The organism is Leclercia sp. CFBP8987 (assembly GCF_034044995.2).
Lineage (GTDB): Bacteria > Pseudomonadota > Gammaproteobacteria > Enterobacterales > Enterobacteriaceae > Enterobacter > Enterobacter tamurae.
Genome location: NZ_CM188255.1, coordinates 4,661,069 through 4,681,312, shown reverse-complemented (window position 1 = coordinate 4,681,312; position 20,244 = coordinate 4,661,069). Strand labels below are relative to the sequence as shown.

At 57.6% G+C, this 20,244-nt stretch carries 18 protein-coding genes and 4 tRNA genes; 15 read left to right on the top strand and 7 right to left on the bottom strand.

Annotation, left to right across the window (positions count from 1 at the left end; translation table 11 throughout):
• Positions 1-11 precede the first annotated feature (11 nt).
• The 6 genes from wecG to SOM40_RS22540 all read left to right on the top strand — a co-directional run bounded on the left by wecG (position 12) and on the right by SOM40_RS22540 (position 2,956).
• A complete protein-coding gene (wecG, locus tag SOM40_RS22565) occupies positions 12-752 on the top strand; it encodes a lipopolysaccharide N-acetylmannosaminouronosyltransferase (protein WP_261645417.1) in 741 nt (246 codons plus the stop codon).
• Between the two features lie 267 nt (positions 753-1,019).
• Positions 1,020-2,402, top strand: coding sequence for a bifunctional threonine/serine APC transporter ThrP (gene thrP, locus SOM40_RS22560; RefSeq protein WP_106995939.1), 1,383 nt, complete (start codon positions 1,020-1,022; stop codon positions 2,400-2,402).
• 105 nt (positions 2,403-2,507) lie between these two features.
• A tRNA-Arg gene (locus tag SOM40_RS22555) sits at positions 2,508-2,584 on the top strand.
• A 68-nt stretch (positions 2,585-2,652) separates the two neighbouring features.
• Positions 2,653-2,728: transfer RNA gene (locus SOM40_RS22550), tRNA-His, on the top strand.
• Positions 2,729-2,749: 21 nt separating this feature from the next.
• Positions 2,750-2,835 (top strand) — tRNA-Leu (locus SOM40_RS22545).
• A 44-nt stretch (positions 2,836-2,879) separates the two neighbouring features.
• Positions 2,880-2,956 (top strand) — tRNA-Pro (locus tag SOM40_RS22540).
• 502 nt (positions 2,957-3,458) lie between these two features.
• On the opposite strand, the gene SOM40_RS22535 is transcribed toward SOM40_RS22540, so the two are convergent.
• The 5 genes from SOM40_RS22535 to hemC form a co-directional block, all read right to left on the bottom strand.
• Positions 3,459-4,664: an MFS transporter gene (locus SOM40_RS22535; RefSeq protein WP_106995938.1), complete on the bottom strand. Its 1,206-nt coding sequence runs from the start codon at positions 4,662-4,664 to the stop codon at positions 3,459-3,461.
• Between the two features lie 159 nt (positions 4,665-4,823).
• Entirely contained in the window at positions 4,824-6,023 is a 1,200-nt protein-coding gene (hemY, locus tag SOM40_RS22530) for a protoheme IX biogenesis protein HemY (RefSeq protein ID WP_106995937.1), read from the bottom strand.
• A 2-nt stretch (positions 6,024-6,025) separates the two neighbouring features.
• Complete coding sequence (gene hemX / locus SOM40_RS22525; protein WP_312999426.1) at positions 6,026-7,198, bottom strand: uroporphyrinogen-III C-methyltransferase; 1,173 nt, start codon at positions 7,196-7,198, stop codon at positions 6,026-6,028.
• Between the two features lie 21 nt (positions 7,199-7,219).
• Complete coding sequence (hemD, locus tag SOM40_RS22520) at positions 7,220-7,960, bottom strand: uroporphyrinogen-III synthase (protein WP_320531130.1); 741 nt, start codon at positions 7,958-7,960, stop codon at positions 7,220-7,222.
• The gene (gene hemC, locus SOM40_RS22515) at positions 7,957-8,898 is read right to left on the bottom strand and encodes a hydroxymethylbilane synthase (protein ID WP_106995934.1); all 942 of its coding nucleotides are present in this window, start codon (positions 8,896-8,898) and stop codon (positions 7,957-7,959) included. Before hemC ends, hemD begins: the two co-directional genes overlap by 4 nt.
• Before the next feature lie 344 nt (positions 8,899-9,242).
• Between hemC and cyaA the strand changes: the two genes are divergently transcribed.
• Positions 9,243-11,783, top strand: coding sequence for a class I adenylate cyclase (gene cyaA / locus SOM40_RS22510; protein ID WP_106995933.1), 2,541 nt, complete (start codon positions 9,243-9,245; stop codon positions 11,781-11,783).
• Positions 11,784-11,872: 89 nt separating this feature from the next.
• On the opposite strand, the gene cyaY is transcribed toward cyaA, so the two are convergent.
• Positions 11,873-12,193, bottom strand: a complete 321-nt coding sequence (cyaY, locus tag SOM40_RS22505) for an iron donor protein CyaY (protein WP_320531131.1) — start codon at positions 12,191-12,193, stop codon at positions 11,873-11,875.
• Positions 12,194-12,332: 139 nt separating this feature from the next.
• Here cyaY and lptM point away from each other — a divergent pair, with 139 nt between their 5' ends.
• The 8 genes from lptM to corA all read left to right on the top strand — a co-directional run bounded on the left by lptM (position 12,333) and on the right by corA (position 19,258).
• Positions 12,333-12,536 (top strand): LPS translocon maturation chaperone LptM, encoded by a 204-nt coding sequence (lptM, locus tag SOM40_RS22500; protein WP_106995931.1) that lies wholly within the window; start codon positions 12,333-12,335, stop codon positions 12,534-12,536.
• Positions 12,537-12,568: 32 nt separating this feature from the next.
• A complete protein-coding gene (gene dapF / locus SOM40_RS22495) occupies positions 12,569-13,393 on the top strand; it encodes a diaminopimelate epimerase (protein ID WP_106995930.1) in 825 nt (274 codons plus the stop codon).
• The gene (locus tag SOM40_RS22490; protein ID WP_106995929.1) at positions 13,390-14,097 is read left to right on the top strand and encodes a DUF484 domain-containing protein; all 708 of its coding nucleotides are present in this window, start codon (positions 13,390-13,392) and stop codon (positions 14,095-14,097) included. The genes dapF and SOM40_RS22490 overlap by 4 nt, the downstream gene beginning before the upstream one ends.
• Positions 14,094-14,996 carry a tyrosine recombinase XerC gene (xerC, locus tag SOM40_RS22485; RefSeq protein ID WP_320531132.1) on the top strand — a complete coding sequence of 301 codons (903 nt, stop codon included), beginning with the start codon at positions 14,094-14,096 and terminating at the stop codon, positions 14,994-14,996. Before SOM40_RS22490 ends, xerC begins: the two co-directional genes overlap by 4 nt.
• Positions 14,996-15,712, top strand: a complete 717-nt coding sequence (gene yigB, locus SOM40_RS22480) for a 5-amino-6-(5-phospho-D-ribitylamino)uracil phosphatase YigB (protein WP_106995927.1) — start codon at positions 14,996-14,998, stop codon at positions 15,710-15,712. The genes xerC and yigB overlap by 1 nt, the downstream gene beginning before the upstream one ends.
• A 78-nt stretch (positions 15,713-15,790) precedes the next feature.
• Entirely contained in the window at positions 15,791-17,953 is a 2,163-nt protein-coding gene (gene uvrD, locus SOM40_RS22475) for a DNA helicase II (protein ID WP_106995926.1), read from the top strand.
• 98 nt (positions 17,954-18,051) lie between these two features.
• Positions 18,052-18,159 (top strand): YsgD/CorL family protein, encoded by a 108-nt coding sequence (gene ysgD / locus SOM40_RS22470; RefSeq protein WP_391488956.1) that lies wholly within the window; start codon positions 18,052-18,054, stop codon positions 18,157-18,159.
• 148 nt (positions 18,160-18,307) lie between these two features.
• On the top strand, positions 18,308-19,258 hold the full coding sequence (corA, locus tag SOM40_RS22465) for a magnesium/cobalt transporter CorA (protein ID WP_262660733.1): 951 nt from the start codon (positions 18,308-18,310) through the stop codon (positions 19,256-19,258).
• Positions 19,259-19,300: 42 nt separating this feature from the next.
• Here the strand turns inward: corA and rarD are convergent, their stop codons facing one another.
• Complete coding sequence (gene rarD / locus SOM40_RS22460; RefSeq protein ID WP_320531133.1) at positions 19,301-20,197, bottom strand: EamA family transporter RarD; 897 nt, start codon at positions 20,195-20,197, stop codon at positions 19,301-19,303.
• Positions 20,198-20,244 lie beyond the last annotated feature (47 nt).

The window sequence follows — 20,244 nt, the reverse complement described above, 5'->3', positions numbered from 1 at the left end:
TAAGGATAATAATGACTGACAATACCTCTGCGCCGCAGTATGACCTGCGGGGCCTGAAGCTGATCGGCTGGCGTGATATGCAACATGCGCTGGACTATCTCTGCGCTGGTGACAGGATTAAAACCGGCACGCTGGTGGCCATCAATGCAGAAAAAATGCTTACCATTGAGGACAACGCTCAGGTGCGGGAGCTCATTGAGGCGGCGGAGTTTAAATACGCTGACGGGATAAGCGTAGTACGCTCGGTGCGTAAGAAATACCCGGATGCCAACATCTCCCGTGTGGCAGGGGCCGACCTTTGGGAAGCGCTGATGGCAAGAGCAGGCGCAGACGGCACGCCGGTGTTCCTCATCGGCGGCAAGCCGGAGATTCTGGCGCAAACCGAGCAGAAGCTGCGGACCCAATGGCAGGTAAATATCGTCGGCAGCCAGGACGGTTACTTCAGCGCCGAGCAGCAGCAGGCGCTGTTTGCCCGGATTCGTGACAGTGGGGCGAAGATTGTCACCGTGGCGATGGGCTCCCCGCGTCAGGAGATCCTGATGCGCGACTGCCGTCAGGTCTACCCGGACGCGCTGTACATGGGGGTGGGCGGCACCTACGACGTCTTTACCGGCCATGTGAAGCGGGCACCAAAGGTCTGGCAGAACCTGGGGCTGGAGTGGCTGTATCGCCTGTTATCACAGCCCAGCCGCATCAGCCGCCAGCTGCGTCTGCTGCGTTATCTCGGCTGGCACTACTCCGGTCGGCTTTAATCTCTTATTTGCAGCGCGATCTGCTGGTCGCGCTGCAACCTGCCTGCAAATCTGCTGCTTTTCTGTGCAATACATTCATTTTTTTAACGCATCGTTTGCCATTTCGCCCAATTTAAGAAACCATTCCTCCCCGCACTACCGTATCAGGCTGTTTTTGCATCAACCGTTAATATAAACGGTCCATATCGCACAGCCCGTGATAGCACATCTGTACCTATAACAATAACCGGCTCAGGCCGGGAGAGTCGCAAGCACAACCGAGGATTTATGGCAGAGAAAAAACCGGAGCTTCAGCGTGGGCTGGAAGCTCGTCATATCGAACTTATCGCCCTGGGCGGGACGATTGGGGTGGGCCTGTTTATGGGCTCCGCCAGTACCCTGAAATGGGCGGGGCCGTCGGTCCTGCTGGCGTATATCATCGCCGGGCTGTTCGTCTTCTTTATCATGCGCTCGATGGGGGAAATGCTGTTCCTTGAGCCGGTTGCCGGTTCGTTCGCCGTCTACGCTCATCGCTACATGAGCCCGTTCTTTGGCTATCTCACGGCCTGGTCCTACTGGTTTATGTGGATGGCGGTCGGGATATCGGAGATCACCGCCATCGGGGTCTATGTGCAGTTCTGGTTCCCGGAGATGGCGCAATGGATACCCGCGCTGATTGCCGTGGGACTGGTTGCACTGGCCAACCTCGCGGCCGTGCGTCTGTACGGTGAGATTGAATTCTGGTTCGCGATGATCAAAGTCACTACCATCATCGTAATGATCGTCATCGGGATAGGGGTTATCTTCTTTGGCTTTGGCAACGGTGGGCAGGCAATTGGCTTTGGCAATCTGACCGAGCACGGCGGCTTCTTTGCTGGCGGCTGGAAGGGCTTCCTGACGGCGCTGTGCATCGTGGTGGCGTCCTATCAGGGCGTTGAGCTGATCGGCATCACCGCTGGCGAAGCCAAAAACCCGCAGGTGACTCTGCGCAGCGCGGTAGGCAAAGTGCTGTGGCGTATCCTGATCTTCTATGTGGGCGCGATTTTCGTCATCGTCACTATCTTCCCGTGGAACCAGATTGGCACCACCGGCAGCCCGTTTGTGCTGACCTTCGCCAAAATCGGTATTACCGCGGCGGCAGGCATTATCAACTTTGTGGTGCTGACGGCGGCACTGTCCGGCTGTAACAGCGGCATGTACAGCTGCGGGCGTATGCTTTATGCCCTGGCGAAAAATCGCCAGCTTCCGGCGGCGGTAGGCAAAGTCTCCCGTGCGGGAGTACCGGTGGCGGGAGTGGCCATCTCAATTGCCATCCTGCTGGTGGGATCATGCCTGAACTACATCATCCCGAACCCGCAGCGCGTCTTTGTCTACGTGTACAGCGCCAGCGTTCTGCCGGGAATGGTGCCGTGGTTTGTGATCCTGATTAGCCAGCTGCGTTTCCGCCAGGCACATAAAAAAGCGATCGCCAGCCATCCGTTCCGCTCCATTCTGTTCCCATGGGCGAACTATCTGACTATGGCCTTCCTGATCTGCGTGCTGATTGGCATGTATTTCAATGAAGACACTCGCATGTCGCTGTATGTCGGGATGATATTTATCGCTGCCGTGAGCCTGGGATATAAGCTTTTTGGCCTGGGACGACACGTCGAAAGCGGCAAAACGCAGTAATATGCGGCAAAGTGCGCAAACTGTAATCAAACGCGCATTTATTTTGAAAAAGCACTAGACAGCAGAGCGAGACCTCCGTAATATCCAGCCCCGCAACGGCGCTAAGCGCCCGTAGCTCAGCTGGATAGAGCGCTGCCCTCCGGAGGCAGAGGTCTCAGGTTCGAATCCTGTCGGGCGCACCATTTTACCCGGTGCTAGAGCTGCGGTGGTCTGTGAAGTAGGCAGAACCGCGTGAAAGAATAAAGTTGTGGTGGCTATAGCTCAGTTGGTAGAGCCCTGGATTGTGATTCCAGTTGTCGTGGGTTCGAGTCCCATTAGCCACCCCATTATTTGAAAAGTTGTGAATTGCGAAGGTGGCGGAATTGGTAGACGCGCTAGCTTCAGGTGTTAGTGTCCTTAGGATGTGGGGGTTCGAGTCCCCCCCCTCGCACCACGACTTTTAATGAATTGAACTAAAAATTCAAAAAAGCAGTACAACGGCGAGTAGCGCAGCTTGGTAGCGCAACTGGTTTGGGACCAGTGGGTCGGAGGTTCGAATCCTCTCTCGCCGACCAATTTTGAACCCCGCTTCGGCGGGGTTTTTTGTTTTCTGCTATTCCTCCCTTCTGTTGCTAATTGCCGACACCGATATTCCGGCCTGTCGTGAATAAGTGACACTTAACTTCATGAAAAATAGCAATATATCCCTTTCTGTGCCGGGGTGTCGTTTTCAGGAGACACTTTGCCCGCGCTCCCGCCTTATCCAGCCGCCCGTAATCTGCCTGAATAACATAATTTCCTTTTATCTTAAAAAGTTGGAGAGCGGACAACTTCCCTGTGCAACGTTGGCACGTTGCGTGCAATAATATACGTGTAGATGCTCATTCCATCTCTTATGTTCGCCTTAGTGCCTCATAAACCCCGGAATGATGCAGAGCCATTTACGGTGCTTATCGTCCACCGACAGATGTCGCTTCGGCCTCATCAAACACCATGGACATAACGTTGAGTGAAGCACCACAAGTTGTCGAACAGACCTGTTTAACGCCTGCTTTTTAGCAGGCGTTTTTTTATGCCTTATCTGCAGTAGCGCGTCAGGATCCCCACCACCATCAGCAAGGCACAGCCCGACACGCCGTACAGCGCCTGCAGCGGCCCCAGCACGTCAGCAATCAGCGCCGTGGTGCAGGTAAAGAGTGACGCGCTGACGGTTTGCCATCGCCACGCTTTACCGCTGGCGGAGGAGACCTGGCTGGCCTGAAAGCTGCTCAACAGGCTAAAGGTACCCACCGCAAAAACGATGTTCGAGGCCAGATGGGCAATAAACACTACCCCCAGCGCTTGCGTTCCCGATAGTAGTGGGATCGTCCCGTAAGCGAATAAAAAAATTCCGAGGCAGAGCAGCAGGAGACGGTTTTGTCTGGCGTAGCGGGACAGGTTCTCTCTTTTCAGCAGCAGCGGGCCGCACAGCTGCCCCATACTGCGGGCAAAGAGAAGGGGCAGGGCCAGCCCGGCAGCATCATCCGGCTCAATCTGTTGCGCCAGGGCAGGCAGCAGCGCCATGGCGGGCGACCCCACGGCGGCGAGCGCGGGGAGCAATAACAGGCTGCGTTTTTGCAGCGGGGCCAGCGTTTGCCAGCGCACCGTCACCGGTCTTTCGGTTTCCGCTGCCTGCTCAGGCGCCAGAGAAGGCAAGGCGCTGCCAGTGAGGATCAGCATCAGCAAGGAGCCCACAAAAGTGAGCGCGTCGATCCCCAGCAGTGCCAGAGCGGGCAGATGATGAAACAGCACCATACCCAGCCCGGTCCCCAGCAGCACCTGCGAAGCAAAGATCATCGTCTCCAGACATGTCGCCGCAGGCAGCTCGTCTTCGGATAATCCCCGTCGGAATAGCAAAGTCAGGGCAGGCCAGCTCATGCCTGCCAGAAAAGCCTCGGTGGATTGCACCGCCAGCAGCGCCACCATACTGTGAAACTGAATGCCCAGCAGGGGAAATAGCAGGGCCAGCAGACCCAGCCACTCGGTCAGGACCAGCAGACGGATGGGCGAAAAGCGCATACAGAGCTTCTCCCCGACGAGGCTGCCAAGAAATCCCGGCAGCGTGGCAAACAGATAAGCCAGGGTCAGTAAAGAGGCGGGAGCCTGCCAGTCCAGCAGCAGGCCAAAGACCATCACCTGGGTTAAGCCATTCCCCACAGAGGTAAACAGAAAAGCGCAGGCCAGCAGGCGCAGCCAGCGATGGCTGCGGAGCGCGCGAATAAGCGCAGATAAAAGCGTGTTCATGAAACGATCCTTTCAAAAACAAGTGAGTCCACGCCGCAAAGGCGTGTGCAGGAAAAATGTTTAATGAAAGGAGGTCGTTACATTGGCGGAGGCGGTCTCATGAAGATGATGCAAAGAATGTAGCAAATAAAAAAGGAGGCCGTCAGGCCTCCTGTGCAATTACTGCTGCGGGGGATTGTTCTGCAATGTCAGCAGCAGGCCATCGCGACGCATCGTGGCGGCTTCCTCTGGCAGATGCAGCTTGTCCAGGGTATCCGCCAGCCAGGCGTAGTCGAACGCATCCGGGCGCTGTTTTAACGCGGCGCGGAAGGCGAGGCTGGCCTCTTTCCATTCGCCATGTCTGGCCAGGGACTGACCCAGGGTGCTCCACAGTAGTGGACGATCGCCCACGGTTTTGATCTGCTGGCGGAGCATCTTCTCGATCTGTTCCGGGTTATTGGTTTTCAGACGCGGGATCACCATCACCAGCCGATCGTCATACTGGCGCTTCAGACCATCAAGAATGATGCTCTGCGCGGTATCGTGATCGTCACACTCAATCAGGTGCTCTGCCATAGCTACCTGCAGCGGCACCTGCTGACGCGTTTTGCGGCTCTGATTTTTCCACCAGGCCTTCAGGCCATCGCTGCCCTGATCGGCGCGGGCCTGGTCCATCAGACCAATCCAGGCCTGACGTTGCAGGTCGTCGCGCTGCTCATCGTCACCCACGTCTGCTTTTGCCATCGACGGGATGATGTCCAGCAGCGAGCCCCAGGCGCCGGTGCGGATATAGGCCTGCTCAGCCAGACGCAGAACCTCCGGATGACGCGGGGCGATCTCCAGCAGACGATCGACGCCGTGTCGGGCGGCATGGTTTTCGTTACGCGCCAGCTGCAGACGCACCCGGGTGATCTCCACCGGGATCGGATCGTTTTCGGCCAGTTCGGAGGCGCGCTCCAGATGCTGATTGGCGCGTACTTCGTCGCCGCGCTGCTGGGCCGCTTCGGCCGCCAGCAGGTAGTTGACCACCGGTTGCTCTGCATGGTCGGCGTTCTTCGACATCAGCTTCTCAACCTGCTGATAGTCGCCTTCGGCCAGCTTGAGCAGCGCCTGTTCGGTCTGCTTGCGGGCGCGACGGCGCTTGCGGCCGACAAACCAGCTGCGGGTATGGGCTCCGGTACGGAAGATGCGGCGCAGGATCCACTCGATCGCCAGAAACGCCACCATTACCAGGATCAGAATGATCACCAGCCCGGTGACGCTGGTTTCGATATTGTAGTTATCGGTCTGGATCAGCACGTAACCCTGATGACCCGCCAGCATAGGACCAAGCACGATCCCGGCGAGCAACAGTGCGAAGAGTAATAAGACTTTCAACATAATTACTCTCCTTGTGGCGCGCTGTCAGGGGCCGGAGCGGAAGCGGGAGCTTGCTCTGCGGCCACGCCCGGCTGTGCCAGCAGGTTGCGCACGCGCGTCTGCATCAGCTTCTCCAGAATCGGCTGGCTTTCCAGCTTATCCGGTACGTTCATGGTGATGTTCTGTTGGCTCAGCTTGTCCACATCTTCGAGGAAGGCCGTGGTGGTGGCATCGTCAGTATCGTAGTACGCACGCACCCAGGTCGAAACGTTATCCAGCGCCTGCTTATATGTCTCTTCCTGATGGCGAGGTACCGCCTGGGCGGCCACCAGCAGACGCGAGCGCAGGTTTTCGCGCAGATAGACATCCTGATTCGGGGCTAACAGCGGCACGGTGGTCTCATCGCGACGGCGGACGGTGATGAAGCTGTCCATAAAGTTCTGCCAGCTTTTCTGCAGGTTGATGCGCCACTCGCTCAGCGAGCTGGAAAGTTCGCTACTGTCGGAGTCCATAGGGGAATCGTCGTCGTTATTGTCTGCCAGACGCAGGTTATCGATCTGGTTCGACAGCTGATTCACTTTCAGAATAATGCCGTCGTAGTCCACCTGCGAAACGGTCCCCAGGCTGGCGATATCCTGAGTAAGCGCGCGGCGGGCGGTGATCAGGCTTGGGTCGTTCATGTCGCCCAGGCTGGCGTCGGCGCTTTTCAGCAGCGCGGCGGCGGTGGTGACATCCTGATCGCTCCACAGCTTGCGTCCGGCCAGTTTGACCAGGAAATCAGCCTGCGCCAACAGCCAGGTTTTAGCGTCGGTGCCGGAAATGGTTGCCACTTTCTGCTGCATCTCATCCAGCTGCTTCGTCAGCTCCGCCTGCTGGCGGTTGGCGTCAGCGAGCTGGGCTGCCTGCTGCTTGATCACCGCATCCAGTTCGGCTTTCTGCGTCTGCTGGGCCTGTTGCAGGGCGGTAACCTGGGTCACCAGCGCATCGCGGGCGGCAGTCTGGTCGGTGGCTTGTTTTTTCACCAGACCATACAGGCCGATGCCTGCGGCCAGCGCAATGGCGATAGCAATCGCGCTTAACGCCAGACTGGTTTTATTGCTGCCATGTTTTTTCTCTGTCGTTTCTGGCTGTGGCGTGGTGTCCACAGTCTCCCTGGTCTCTTCAACCACGGCGGAGGATTTTTCTTGTTCCGTCATTATGGCTTCCCATTATGAGAGTTATTGTAATGCGCGCAGCAGCGCATCGTTGTCGGCGTTATCAGCGATCCGAATATCTTGCCAGCCCAGTTCCCGGGCGAGGTTCGCCAGACGCTCACTGACGACCAGAAGCCGACAGCGGAGTAACCAGTTTTCACGATACCATTGTGGGATCAGCGACCAGAGGTGTTGCAACATTTCGCCGCTGGTCACCACCAGGGTGGTAACGCCGCGAGACTCCCAGCGCATCGCCTCTTCCGCACCGTCATAATGTTTATTACAACGTTGATAACATTCACAAAATGTCACTTCTGCTCCGCGCTCACGCAGCGTGTCGCCCAGCAGTTCTCGCCCTCCGTTGCCGCGCAAAATCAGGGCGCGCTTCCCCACAACGGTTTGTAATTCAGGTAATTGTAGCAACACTTCGCTGATTTCCCGATCCAGCGGATAGCGAATGTCTTTGCCACTTTCGGTATGCAGCGCCAGGGCGGTGGTTCTGCCGATGGCAAAATAGCGTGGCGCATCCGGCCAGCGCTGGCCGTCCTGTTGCAGCCGGGCGTGGGCAAACTCCACCGCATGCTGTGACAGGGCAAACAGCATGTCACCCTCCTGCAGCGCGGCAAGATGCCCGGCGAGCAGGGGAAGCTCCCGGCCCGGAGAGAACTCAATCAGCGGAAAACTCCACGCCACCTGCCCCAGTGTGCGCAGACGGCTCACTAACTGATCTCCTGCGGGAGAAGGGCGGGTGACGAGAATACTCATGCCGGGGGTTCTCCATTATAGACTTCCGCAAGAATTTCACGGGCGCCGTTGTTCAATAGCTCTTCTGCCAGGGAAATACCCAGCTGTTCTGCATCCTGGGGATGACCACGACGTTCGCCGCGCACCATCTGCGAACCGTCCGGCGCGCCAACCAGCGCACGCAGCCACAGTTCGCCATCAATTAATTCAGCATAGCTGCCAATCGGCACCTGACATCCCCCTTCAAGGCGGGTGTTCATGGCGCGCTCGGCCTGGACGCGGATCGCGGTCTCATGGTGATTGAGCGGTGCCAGCAGCGCATGGGTGCGGGTATCGTCGAGGCGGCACTCAATGCCCACCGCGCCCTGGCCCACGGCCGGCAGCGACTGTTCCGGAGGCAACGCCACCTTAATGCGCGATTCCAGATCCAGGCGTTTCAGACCGGCAACCGCCAGAATGATGGCGTCGTACTCACCGTTATCCAGCTTGCCAAGACGGGTACCGACGTTACCGCGCAGCGAGCGGATCACCAGATCCGGGCGCGACTCGGCCAGCTGACACTGGCGGCGTAAACTTGACGTGCCAACGATGCTGCCCTGGGGCAGGGCTTCCAGCGAGTCGTAGTGGTTTGACACAAAGGCATCGCGCGGATCGTCGCGCTCGCAAATGGTGACCAGGCCCAGCCCCTCAGGGAAATCAACCGGCACGTCCTTCATGGAGTGGACGGCGATATCGGCGCGATCCTCAAGCAGGGCCAGCTCCAGTTCTTTGACGAACAGGCCTTTACCGCCCACTTTTGCCAGCGGTGTATCAAGAATAACATCGCCGCGCGTCACCATCGGCACCAGCTCAACACGCAGGCCCGCATGGCAGGCTTCGAGGCGCTGCTTCACATAATGTGCCTGCCATAGCGCGAGGGGGCTTTGGCGTGTGGCAATTCTTAAAACATTGTCTAACATGCTTGTTACCGTCTTAATCATCTACTGACCATCCTAACATTGTTGTCCTGGGAGTGTCAGGTTTACGGACGTTGAGGGGTTCAGGACAGGGCAGCGAGAGAGGTTGCCTGCTGCCGTATTCAGGAATTTACACGTACAGAACGGTGCTACACTTGTATGTAGCGCATCTTTCTTTACGGTCAAACGGCAAGGTGTTAAATTGATCACGTTTTAGACCATTTTTTCGTCTCCGAGACCATAAAGATAAGGGCGAAAAAGGGCGACGGTTACTTTCGAAATACTGTGAACGCGTAATCCTCGGTCCTGATGAGGATTAGTGCTTTCTGAACATCAGGCGATACGTCTTGTACCTCTATATTGAGACTCTGAAACAGAGACTGGATGCCATCAACCAACTGCGTGTCGATCGCGCGCTTGCTGCGATGGGTCCTGCTTTCCAGCAGGTTTACAGTCTTCTGCCGACATTGTTGCACTATCACCACCCACTGATGCCGGGTTACCTCGACGGTAACGTTCCCCAGGGCATCTGCCTTTTCACGCCTGATGAAACCCAAGAACACTACCTGAAAGAGCTGGAGCTCTACCGTGGCATGCCGCCGCAGGAGTCCCCGAAAGGGGAGCTGCCGATCACCGGCGTCTATACCATGGGCAGTACCTCTTCGGTAGGGCAAAGCTGTTCCTCGGATCTGGATATCTGGGTCTGCCATCAATCCTGGCTCGATAACGACGAGCGTCAGCTGCTGCAGCGTAAATGCAGCCTGCTTGAGAGCTGGGCGGCCTCGCTCGGTGTGGAAGTGAGCTTCTTCCTGATTGATGAAAACCGTTTCCGCCATAATGAAAGCGGCAGTCTGGGTGGTGAGGACTGCGGCTCGACGCAGCACATCTTGTTGCTGGATGAGTTTTACCGTACCGCGGTGCGCCTGGCCGGGAAGCGTATTCTCTGGAGTATGGTGCCGTGTGACGAAGAAGAGCATTACGACGATTACGTCATGAAGCTCTACGCCCAGGGGGTCCTGACGCCAAACGAGTGGCTGGATCTGGGCGGCCTGAGTTCGCTGTCTGCCGAAGAGTATTTCGGTGCGAGCCTGTGGCAGCTGTATAAAAGTATCGATTCCCCGTACAAAGCGGTGCTGAAAACGCTGCTGCTTGAAGCCTACTCGTGGGAATACCCGACGCCGCGCCTGCTGGCGAAAGACATTAAACAGCGTCTGCATGATGGCGAGATCGTCTCTTTCGGTCTGGATGCCTACTGCATGATGCTCGAGCGCGTCACTGAATACCTGAAAGCCATCGACGATCCGACCCGTCTGGATCTGGTCCGTCGATGTTTCTACCTCAAAGTCTGTGAGAAGCTCAGCCGCGAACGTGCATGCGTCGGCTGGCGTCGTGAAGTGGTCAGTCAGTTAGTCAAAGAGTGGGGATGGGACGAAGAGCGTCTGTCGATGCTCGATAACCGCGCTAACTGGAAGATCGATCAGGTGCGTGAAGCACACAACGAACTGCTCGATGCCATGATGCAGAGCTACCGTAACCTGATCCGCTTTGCCCGTCGCAACAACCTCAGCGTTTCCGCCAGCCCGCAGGATATCGGTGTTCTGACCCGTAAACTGTATGCCGCGTTTGAAGCGCTGCCCGGTAAAGTGACGCTGGTGAACCCGCAGATTTCGCCGGACCTGTCTGAACCAAACCTGACCTTTATCTATGTGCCGCCGGGCCGCGCGAACCGCACCGGGTGGTATCTGTACAACCGTGCGCCAAGCATGGACTCGATCATCAGCCATCAGCCGCTGGAATATAACCGCTATCTGAACAAGCTGGTAGCCTGGGCCTGGTTTAATGGCCTGCTGACGTCACGTACTCGCCTGTTTATTAAGGGCAACGAGATCGTCGATCTCGCCAAACTGCAGGAGATGGTCGCGGATGTGTCGCACCACTTCCCGCTGCGCCTGCCTGCGCCGACGCCGAAAGCGCTCTACAGCCCGTGCGAAATTCGCCATCTGGCGATTATCGTCAACCTGGAATACGACCCGACGGCGGCGTTCCGCAATCAGGTGGTGCATTTCGATTTCCGTAAGCTGGATGTGTTCAGCTTTGGCGAGCAGCAAAACTGCCTGGTGGGCAGCGTCGATCTGCTCTACCGCAACTCGTGGAACGAAGTGCGTACGCTGCACTTCAACGGCGAGCAGGCGATGATCGAAGCGCTGAAAACCATTCTCGGCAAGATGCACCAGGATGCCGCTCCGCCGGACAGCGTTGAGGTCTTCTGCTACAGCCAGCATCTGCGCGGCCTGATCCGTACCCGCGTACAGCAGCTGGTCTCCGAGTGTATCGATCTGCGTCTCTCCAGCACCCGCCAGGAAACCGGGCGCTTTAAAGCGCTGCGCGTCTCCGGGCAGACCTGGGGTCTGTTCTTTGAGCGTCTGAACGTTTCAGTGCAGAAGCTGGAAAACGCCATCGAGTTTTATGGCGCTATTTCCCACAACAAACTGCATGGTCTGTCGGTACAGGTTGAGACTAACCACGTCAAACTGCCGCAGGTGGTTGATGGCTTTGCCAGCGAAGGGATTATTCAGTTCTTCTTTGAAGAGTCGGGCGATGATGCCGGTTTCAATATCTACATTCTTGATGAAACCAACCGCGCCGAGGTGTATCACCACTGCGAAGGCAGCAAAGAGGAGCTGGTGCGCGACGTCAGCCGCTTCTACTCGTCTTCGCATGACCGCTTTACCTACGGCTCAAGCTTTATTAACTTCAACCTGCCGCAGTTCTACCAGATTGTGAAGGTTGATGGTCGTGCGCAGGTGATCCCGTTCCGCACCCAGGTGATTGCCGCCGCACCGGCCAATCAGGATGCGACACCGCTGTTGCAGCAGTATTTCTCCTGAGCCGCTGAGCCGGATGCGCTTTGCTTATCCGGCCTACGGTTCGAGCCCTTGTAGGCCCGGTAAGGCGTAGCCGCCACCGGGCAACAAAACTACCTGAAACTCACTTCCTCACCTGACTGCGCCGTCGCGGCCTGCTCCAGCAGATCCCAGAACGCTTCACCGCTGCGATCGCAAATCCACTCGTCGCCCTTCAGATCGAAATGGTAGCCGCCCTGTTTAGTGGCCAGCCACACCTGGTGAAGCGGTTCCTGACGGTTAATAATGATCTTGCTGCCGTTTTCGAAGCTTAAGGTCAGCACGCCGCCGTTGATTTCACAATCGATGTCGCTGTCGCCATCCCAGTCATCAAGACGCTCTTCGATGGTTTGCCACAGGTTATCGGTAAGGCGATGGAATTCACTGTCATTCATGGTTCTGTTCCTGTATTTCGTGATGGCGGCAGTATAACGCTAAATAATTCCGGTTGCAGGTTAGCGGCAAACTCTTGCTTTTGTGTCTTCTCCTGCGATGATAGAAAACAGAAAGCATGAACTTACAGGCAACCTGATAATGAAAAACGTTTTTGGAACGCTTGCCGTTCTCCTCGCACTGTTTAGCCTGAGTGGCTGTGGTCTGAAAGGGCCGCTCTATTTCCCACCGGCAGATAAAACCGCGCCGCCACCGACCAAAAAAGCGCAAAGCCCCGTACAAACCACCATGCCAGATCGTAACGATCGCGGCGATAATGGCGGCCCAAGCCAGGTGAATTACTGACGCGCGTTGCGAACCGCGCAATGGAGTAAATGATGCAGTTCTCTAAAATGCATGGCCTTGGCAATGATTTTATGGTCGTCGACGCGGTAACGCAGAATGTCTTCTTTTCTCCGGAGCTGATCCGCCGTCTGGCCGATCGGCATCTCGGCGTAGGCTTTGATCAGCTGCTGGTGGTTGAGCCGCCCTACGATCCGGATCTCGATTTTCACTACCGCATCTTTAATGCTGACGGCAGCGAAGTCTCCCAGTGTGGCAACGGTGCGCGCTGTTTTGCCCGCTTTGTCCGGCTGAAGGGGCTGACCAACAAGCGCGATATCCGCGTCAGTACCGCCAATGGACGCATGGTGCTGAGCGTTACCGACGACGAGCTGGTGCGCGTGAATATGGGCGAGCCGAACTTCGAGCCGTCGCAGGTGCCGTTCCGCGCCAACAAAGCGGAAAAGACCTATATCATGCGCGTCGCGGAGCAGACAGTCTTATGCGGCGTGGTCTCCATGGGGAACCCGCACTGCGTGATTCAGGTTGATGACGTTGCGACCGCGCCCGTTGAGACGCTCGGTCCGGTGCTGGAAAGCCATGAACGTTTCCCTGAGCGCGCCAATATTGGATTTATGCAGGTCATCACACGCGAGCACATCCGTCTGCGCGTCTTTGAACGCGGGGCAGGCGAGACGCAGGCGTGCGGCAGCGGTGCCTGTGCGGCCGTCGCGGTGGGGATTGCACAAGGTTTACTGGCGGAAGAGGTGCGCGTGGATTTACCAGGCGGCCGTCTTGATATCGCCTGGAAAGGCCCGGGTCAGCCGCTGTATATGACGGGCCCGGCAACACAAGTCTACGACGGGTTTATCCATCTATGAAACAACCAGGAGAAGAACTGCAGGAAACGCTGACGGAGATGGACGACCGGGCGGTTGTTGATTATCTGCTGCGCCATCCTGAGTTTTTCATTCGCAATGCACGCGTCGTTGAAGAGATGCGCGTGCCGCATCCAATTCGTGGGACGGTCTCGCTGGTCGAATGGCATATGGCGCGTTCGCGCAATCATATCAACCATCTTGAAGAGAACATCTCGCTGCTGATGGAGCAGGCTACCAGTAATGAGGGCCTGTTCCAGCGTCTGCTGCACCTGCAGTCACGACTGGCCTCGGCCAGCAGCCTGGACGAATTTCTGCTTCGTTTGCATCGCTGGGCACGCGAGCTGGGGCTGGCCGGGGCAACCCTGCGCCTGTTCCCGGATCGCTGGCGTATCGGTGCACCTTCCGGGTTTACCCATCTGGCGTTAAACCGTCAGGCGTTTGAGCCGGTGCGCATTCAGCGTATGGGATGTGAGAACCACTATCTTGGGCCGCTGAATGGCCCGGAACTGCTGGTGGTCCTGCCGGAGGCCAAAGCTATTGGTTCAGTGGCGATGTCGCTGATGGGACGCGATGGCGATCTCGGCGTGATGTTGTTCACCAGCCGCGACCCGCAGCACTATCAGCAGGGACAAGGAACACAGCTGATACAGGAGATCGCGCAGATGCTGCCCGAGCTGCTGGAGCGCTGGATTGAACGCGTATGACCGATGCTCTGCTGGCCCCTGCCGTCACGCGTTTTCTGCGCTATCTGAGCGTTGAGCGCCAGCTCAGCCCGATCACCCTGGTCAACTATCAGCGTCAGCTTGATGCCATCATGCAGCTGGCTGACGAGATCGGCCTCAAGAGCTGGCAGCAGTGTGATGCCGCCACGGTACGCGCCTTTGCCGTACGCAGCCGCCGGAAAGGGCTTGGTCCTGCCAGCCTCGCGCTGCGTCTGTCGGCCCTGCGCAGCTTCTTCGACTGGCTGGTAAGCCAGGGCGAGCTTAACGCCAACCCGGCCAAAGGCATTGCCGCGCCAAAAGCGCCGCGCCATCTGCCAAAAAATATCGACGTCGATGACGTGAACCGCCTGCTGGATATCGATCTTAACGATCCGCTGGCGGTACGCGATCGGGCGATGCTGGAGGTGATGTACGGCGCGGGGTTACGTCTTTCCGAGCTGGTGAACCTCGATATCAAACACCTCGATCTGGACACCGGTGAAGTATGGGTGATGGGCAAAGGCAGTAAAGAGCGCCGCCTGCCCATTGGCCGCAACGCCGTGGCGTGGATAGAGCACTGGCTCGATCTGCGCGGGCTGTTTGGCACCGAAGACAATGCGCTGTTTCTCTCGAAGCTCGGGAAGCGCATCTCGGCGCGTAACGTGCAGAAACGCTTTGCCGAGTGGGGGATCAAGCAGGGGCTGAACAGCCATGTTCATCCGCATAAACTGCGCCACTCATTCGCCACCCATATGCTGGAGTCCAGCGGTGATTTGCGTGGGGTGCAGGAGTTGCTGGGCCACGCCAATTTGTCCACCACCCAAATCTATACCCATCTTGATTTTCAACACCTTGCCTCGGTGTACGACGCGGCGCATCCACGCGCCAAACGGGGGAAATAATGCGTTTTTATCGTCCATTAGGCCACATCTCAGCACTGACGTTCGACCTCGATGACACCCTTTACGACAACCGCGAGGTGATCCTGCGAACCGAGCAGGAAGCGCTGACGTTTGTGCAAAATTACCACCCGGCGTTAAAAACGCTGGAAAATAAAGAGTTCCATCGTCTGCGCCAGGCGTTACGGCAAACCGAGCCAGAAATCTATCACGATGTCACCGAATGGCGTCGCCGTGCCGTGGAGCAAGCGATGCTCAATGCCGGCCTGAGCGCCGCCGAAGCCGCCCTGGGCGCGGAAGCCTCGATGGCGCACTTTGCCCAGTGGCGCAGTCGCATCGACGTCCCGCAGGAGACCCACGATACCCTGGCGAAACTGGCAGAGAAGTGGCCGCTGGTGGCTATCACCAACGGCAACGCCCAGCCAGAGCTGTTCGGCCTGGGTGACTACTTCGAGTTTGTGCTGCGCGCAGGCCCGCACGGGCGCTCCAAGCCGTTCAACGATATGTATCATCTGGCGGCGGAGAAGCTCGGCCTGCCGCTGGGCGAAATTCTTCATGTGGGCGATGACCTGACCACCGACGTCGCAGGGGCGATCCGCTGCGGGATGCAGGCCTGCTGGATCAAGCCGGAAAAGGCCGATCTGATGCAGACCGCCGACAGCCGCCTGCTGCCGCACATCGAAATTTCACGGTTGGCATCCCTCACCACGCTGATATAATCACCAGTAGTTCTGTATAAATTAACAGTGTATCCGGCGGCTACTGGCCGCCGGATTACCTCTTTGCGGCGGTGCCCAATGGACGTTTCTTACCTGCTCGACAGCCTTAATGACAAACAGCGTGACGCGGTTGCCGCGACGCGCACCAATATGCTGGTGCTGGCAGGGGCGGGCAGTGGTAAGACACGCGTGCTGGTACACCGCATCGCCTGGCTGCAGAGCGTCGAGAACTGCTCGCCGTACTCGATTATGGCGGTCACCTTCACCAACAAAGCGGCGGCGGAGATGCGCCACCGTATCGCCCAGTTGATGGGCACCAGCCAGGGCGGCATGTGGGTCGGGACCTTCCACGGGCTGGCGCACCGTCTGCTACGCGCGCACCATCTGGATGCTAACCTGCCGCAGGACTTTCAGATCCTCGACAGCGAAGATCAGCTGCGCCTGTTGAAGCGTCTGATCAAAGCCATGAACCTCGACGAGAAGCAGTGGCCGCCGCGTCAGGCGATGTGGTACATCAACAGCCAGAAAGACGAAGGGCTGCGCCCGCACCATATCCAGAGCTTTGGCAACCCGATTGAGCAGACCTGGCAGAAAGTCTATCAGGCCTATCAGGAGGCCTGCGATCGCGCCGGGCTGGTGGATTTCGCCGAGCTGCTGCTGCGCGCCCATGAGCTGTGGCTCAACAAGCCGCATATCCTGCAGCACTACCGCGAGCGCTTTACCAACATCCTGGTGGACGAATTCCAGGATACCAACAACATTCAGTACGCGTGGATCCGCATGCTGGCGGGCGACTCCAGCAAGGTGATGATCGTTGGCGACGACGACCAGTCGATCTACGGCTGGCGTGGCGCGCAGGTGGAGAACATCCAGCGCTTCCTCAAGGACTTCCCTGGCGCAGAAACCATTCGCCTGGAACAGAATTACCGCTCCACCAACAACATCCTGAGCGCGGCTAACGCCCTGATTGAAAATAACAACGGTCGTCTGGGTAAAAAGCTGTGGACCGAGGGCATCGACGGCGAGCCGATCTCGCTTTACTGCGCCTTTAACGAGCTGGATGAAGCCCGCTTCGTGGTGAACCGGATCAAAACCTGGCAGGACAACGGCGGTGCGCTGGAGAAGTGCGCCATTCTCTATCGCAGCAACGCCCAATCGCGCGTGCTGGAAGAGGCGCTGCTGCAGGCCAGCATGCCGTACCGCATTTATGGCGGGATGCGCTTCTTCGAACGACAGGAAATCAAAGATGCGCTGTCGTATCTGCGCCTGATTGCCAACCGTAACGATGACGCGGCCTTTGAGCGCGTGGTCAACACCCCGACCCGCGGCATCGGCGATCGCACTCTCGACGTGGTGCGTCAGACCTCCCGCGATCGCCAGCTGACCCTGTGGCAGGCGTGTCGCGAGCTGCTGCAGGAGAAGGCCCTCGCCGGTCGTGCGGCCAGCGCCCTGCAACGCTTCCTTGAGCTGATTGAAGCCCTGGCCCAGGAAACCGCTGATATGCCGCTGCACGTTCAGACCGACCGGGTGATCAAAGACTCCGGCCTGCGCATGATGTACGAGCAGGAGAAGGGCGAGAAGGGCCAGACCCGTATCGAGAACTTAGAGGAGCTGGTGACGGCTACGCGCCAGTTCAGCTACAACGACGAAGAAGAAGATCTGATGCCGCTGCAGGCGTTCCTGTCCCATGCCGCGCTGGAAGCGGGCGAAGGGCAGGCCGACACCTGGCAGGACGCGGTTCAGCTGATGACCCTGCACTCGGCCAAAGGGCTGGAGTTCCCGCAGGTGTTTATCGTCGGCATGGAGGAGGGGATGTTCCCGAGCCAGATGTCGCTGGATGAAGGCGGTCGTCTGGAAGAGGAGCGTCGCCTGGCCTACGTCGGCGTGACCCGCGCGATGCAAAAGCTGACCCTGACCTATGCCGAAACCCGTCGTCTGTACGGCAAAGAGGTGTATCACCGCCCGTCACGTTTTGTTGGCGAACTGCCGGAAGAGTGCGTGGAAGAGGTCCGTCTGCGGGCCAGCATCAGCCGTCCGGTGAGCCATCAGCGCCTGGGGGCACCGATCTCAGAAAACGACAGCGGATTCAAACTCGGCCAGCGTGTCCGCCACGCCAAATTCGGAGAAGGCACGATTGTAAATCTGGAAGGCAGCGGGGAACACAGCCGTCTGCAGGTGGCATTCCAGGGGCAGGGGATCAAATGGCTGGTGGCCGCTTACGCCCGGCTCGAAGCAGTGTAACTTTCCGAAAAATATCACTATTTTTTAATTAGCTGCCAGGCTTAAACGCTGAAGGGCATTTAAAGTTCTTCAGCGTTTCGTTGCGTGTTGACGCCGCTGTGACTGCTGGCGTAACATGCGCGCACGATTACGCTAAGAGGACATTCGCCTTGGACACACCCAGTAGATGCTGGCTCAATTCCCTGTCATCCAGGAACAACTCCTAAGGCTATCTCCTCACGCTGATGCCCTTAGTGGTTGTCAGCGACAGTTATTCCCGTCGCGCTGAGTCAGGCTGTTTAATGGTCTGAAACCCAATTTGTTTCTGTGTGCCCACCGAACTGTCCGATATTTTTTGCATTGGGAGTCCCGGTCATGCTGAGCGCATTTCAACTGGAAAAGAACCGACTGATTCGGCTTGAAGCTGAAGAGTCACAACCCCTCATTGACGCCGTTTGGGTGGATCTGGTCGAGCCGGACGACGACGAACGCCTGCGCGTACAATCTGAGCTCGGACAAAGCCTGGCCACCCGCCCGGAACTGGAAGACATCGAGGCATCGGCCCGTTTCTTCGAAGACGAAGACGGTCTGCACATCCACTCCTTTTTCTTCTTCGAAGATGCGGAAGATCACGCCGGTAACTCCACCGTCGCATTTACCATCCGCGATGGTCGCCTGTTTACCCTGCGTGAGCGTGAACTGCCCGCGTTCCGTCTCTACCGTATGCGCGCCCGTAGCCAGGCGATGGTGGACGGCAACGCCTATGAGCTGCTGCTTGACCTGTTTGAAACCAAAATTGAACAGCTGGCGGATGAGATTGAGAACATCTACAGCGATCTGGAAAAGTTGAGCCGGGTCATCATGGAAGGCCATCAGGGCGATGAGTACGACGAAGCGCTCTCGACCCTGGCGGAGCTGGAAGATATCGGCTGGAAGGTGCGCCTGTGTCTGATGGATACCCAGCGCGCGCTGAACTTCCTGGTGCGCAAGGCGCGTCTGCCGGGCGGTCAGCTGGAGCAGGCGCGTGAGATCCTGCGCGATATCGAATCCCTGCTGCCGCACAATGAATCCCTGTTCCAGAAGGTCAACTTCCTGATGCAGGCGGCGATGGGCTTTATCAACATCGAGCAGAACCGCATTATCAAGATCTTCTCGGTGGTATCGGTGGTGTTCCTGCCGCCAACGCTGGTGGCTTCCAGCTACGGGATGAACTTTGAGTTTATGCCGGAGCTGAAATGGAGCTTTGGTTATCCGGGGGCGATTGTCTTTATGGTGCTCGCCGGTCTCGCGCCGTATCTCTACTTTAAGCGCCGTAACTGGCTGTGATGTTATGCCCGGTGGCGCTACGCTTACCGGGCCTACTTCGTTCTACAACCCTTTGCGCGTCCTGCGCTGGGTATAAATCGCATCCGCCACAAATACCGCCAGTGCCACCCAGATAAAGGTAAAGGTCACCATCTTATCTGCGCCCGGCACTTCGCCGTAGAATAGCACCGCCAGCAGGAACATCAGCGTCGGGCCGATGTACTGGAAGAAGCCCAGCGTCGACAGGCGCAGACGCGTTGCCGCACCGGTAAAGCACAGCAGTGGGATGGTGGTGACGACACCGGCCGCCATCAGCATCGCGTTCAGCGTCCACGGATTACTGCCCATATGGCTGGTGCTGCTGTCGGCAATGCCGAACAGGTAAATCGCGGCCACTGGCAGCAGCCACAGGGTTTCAAACAGCATCCCGGTTTGTGCTTCCACGGCGATTTTCTTGCGCACCAGGCCATAGAAGGCGAAGCTGAACGCCAGCCCCAGGGCGATCACCGGCAACGAGCCAAAGGTCCACAGCTGAACCAGCACGCCACAGAGGGCGAGGATCACCGCCAGCCACTGCATCCGGCGGAAGCGCTCGCCAAGGAACAGCATCCCCAGCACGATATTCACCAGCGGATTAATGAAGTAGCCGAGGCTCGCCTCCAGCATGTGATGGTTGTTGACCGACCAGATAAACAGCAGCCAGTTGCCGCCAATCAATACCGCAGACAGGGCCAGCAGGAAAATTTTCTTCGGCGTTTTCAGGAGGGTTTTTACCCCTGACCACTGACGGCTTACGCTCATCAGCGCCACCATAAAGAAAAACGACCAGATCACGCGGTGGGTAAGAATTTCGTCAGCGGGAACGTAGTGAATCAGTTTGAAGTAGGCGGGCGCAATGCCCCAAATAAAATAGGCGGCAAGCGCGAGTAAAACGCCCTGCCGCGTCTGTTTAGCATCCATCAGGAAAATCCGTTACAAAAAAGTAACGCAATTTTACCCGATTTTAC

Coding starts and splice junctions, on each gene's coding strand:
- wecG (WP_261645417.1), top strand. CDS start 12: ATGACTGACAATACCTCTGCGCCGCAGTATGACCTGCGGGGCCTGAAG.
- thrP (WP_106995939.1), top strand. CDS start 1,020: ATGGCAGAGAAAAAACCGGAGCTTCAGCGTGGGCTGGAAGCTCGTCAT.
- SOM40_RS22535 (WP_106995938.1), bottom strand. CDS start 4,664: ATGAACACGCTTTTATCTGCGCTTATTCGCGCGCTCCGCAGCCATCGC.
- hemY (WP_106995937.1), bottom strand. CDS start 6,023: ATGTTGAAAGTCTTATTACTCTTCGCACTGTTGCTCGCCGGGATCGTG.
- hemX (WP_312999426.1), bottom strand. CDS start 7,198: ATGACGGAACAAGAAAAATCCTCCGCCGTGGTTGAAGAGACCAGGGAG.
- hemD (WP_320531130.1), bottom strand. CDS start 7,960: ATGAGTATTCTCGTCACCCGCCCTTCTCCCGCAGGAGATCAGTTAGTG.
- hemC (WP_106995934.1), bottom strand. CDS start 8,898: ATGTTAGACAATGTTTTAAGAATTGCCACACGCCAAAGCCCCCTCGCG.
- cyaY (WP_320531131.1), bottom strand. CDS start 12,193: ATGAATGACAGTGAATTCCATCGCCTTACCGATAACCTGTGGCAAACC.
- lptM (WP_106995931.1), top strand. CDS start 12,333: ATGAAAAACGTTTTTGGAACGCTTGCCGTTCTCCTCGCACTGTTTAGC.
- dapF (WP_106995930.1), top strand. CDS start 12,569: ATGCAGTTCTCTAAAATGCATGGCCTTGGCAATGATTTTATGGTCGTC.
- SOM40_RS22490 (WP_106995929.1), top strand. CDS start 13,390: ATGAAACAACCAGGAGAAGAACTGCAGGAAACGCTGACGGAGATGGAC.
- xerC (WP_320531132.1), top strand. CDS start 14,094: ATGACCGATGCTCTGCTGGCCCCTGCCGTCACGCGTTTTCTGCGCTAT.
- yigB (WP_106995927.1), top strand. CDS start 14,996: ATGCGTTTTTATCGTCCATTAGGCCACATCTCAGCACTGACGTTCGAC.
- uvrD (WP_106995926.1), top strand. CDS start 15,791: ATGGACGTTTCTTACCTGCTCGACAGCCTTAATGACAAACAGCGTGAC.
- corA (WP_262660733.1), top strand. CDS start 18,308: ATGCTGAGCGCATTTCAACTGGAAAAGAACCGACTGATTCGGCTTGAA.
- rarD (WP_320531133.1), bottom strand. CDS start 20,197: ATGGATGCTAAACAGACGCGGCAGGGCGTTTTACTCGCGCTTGCCGCC.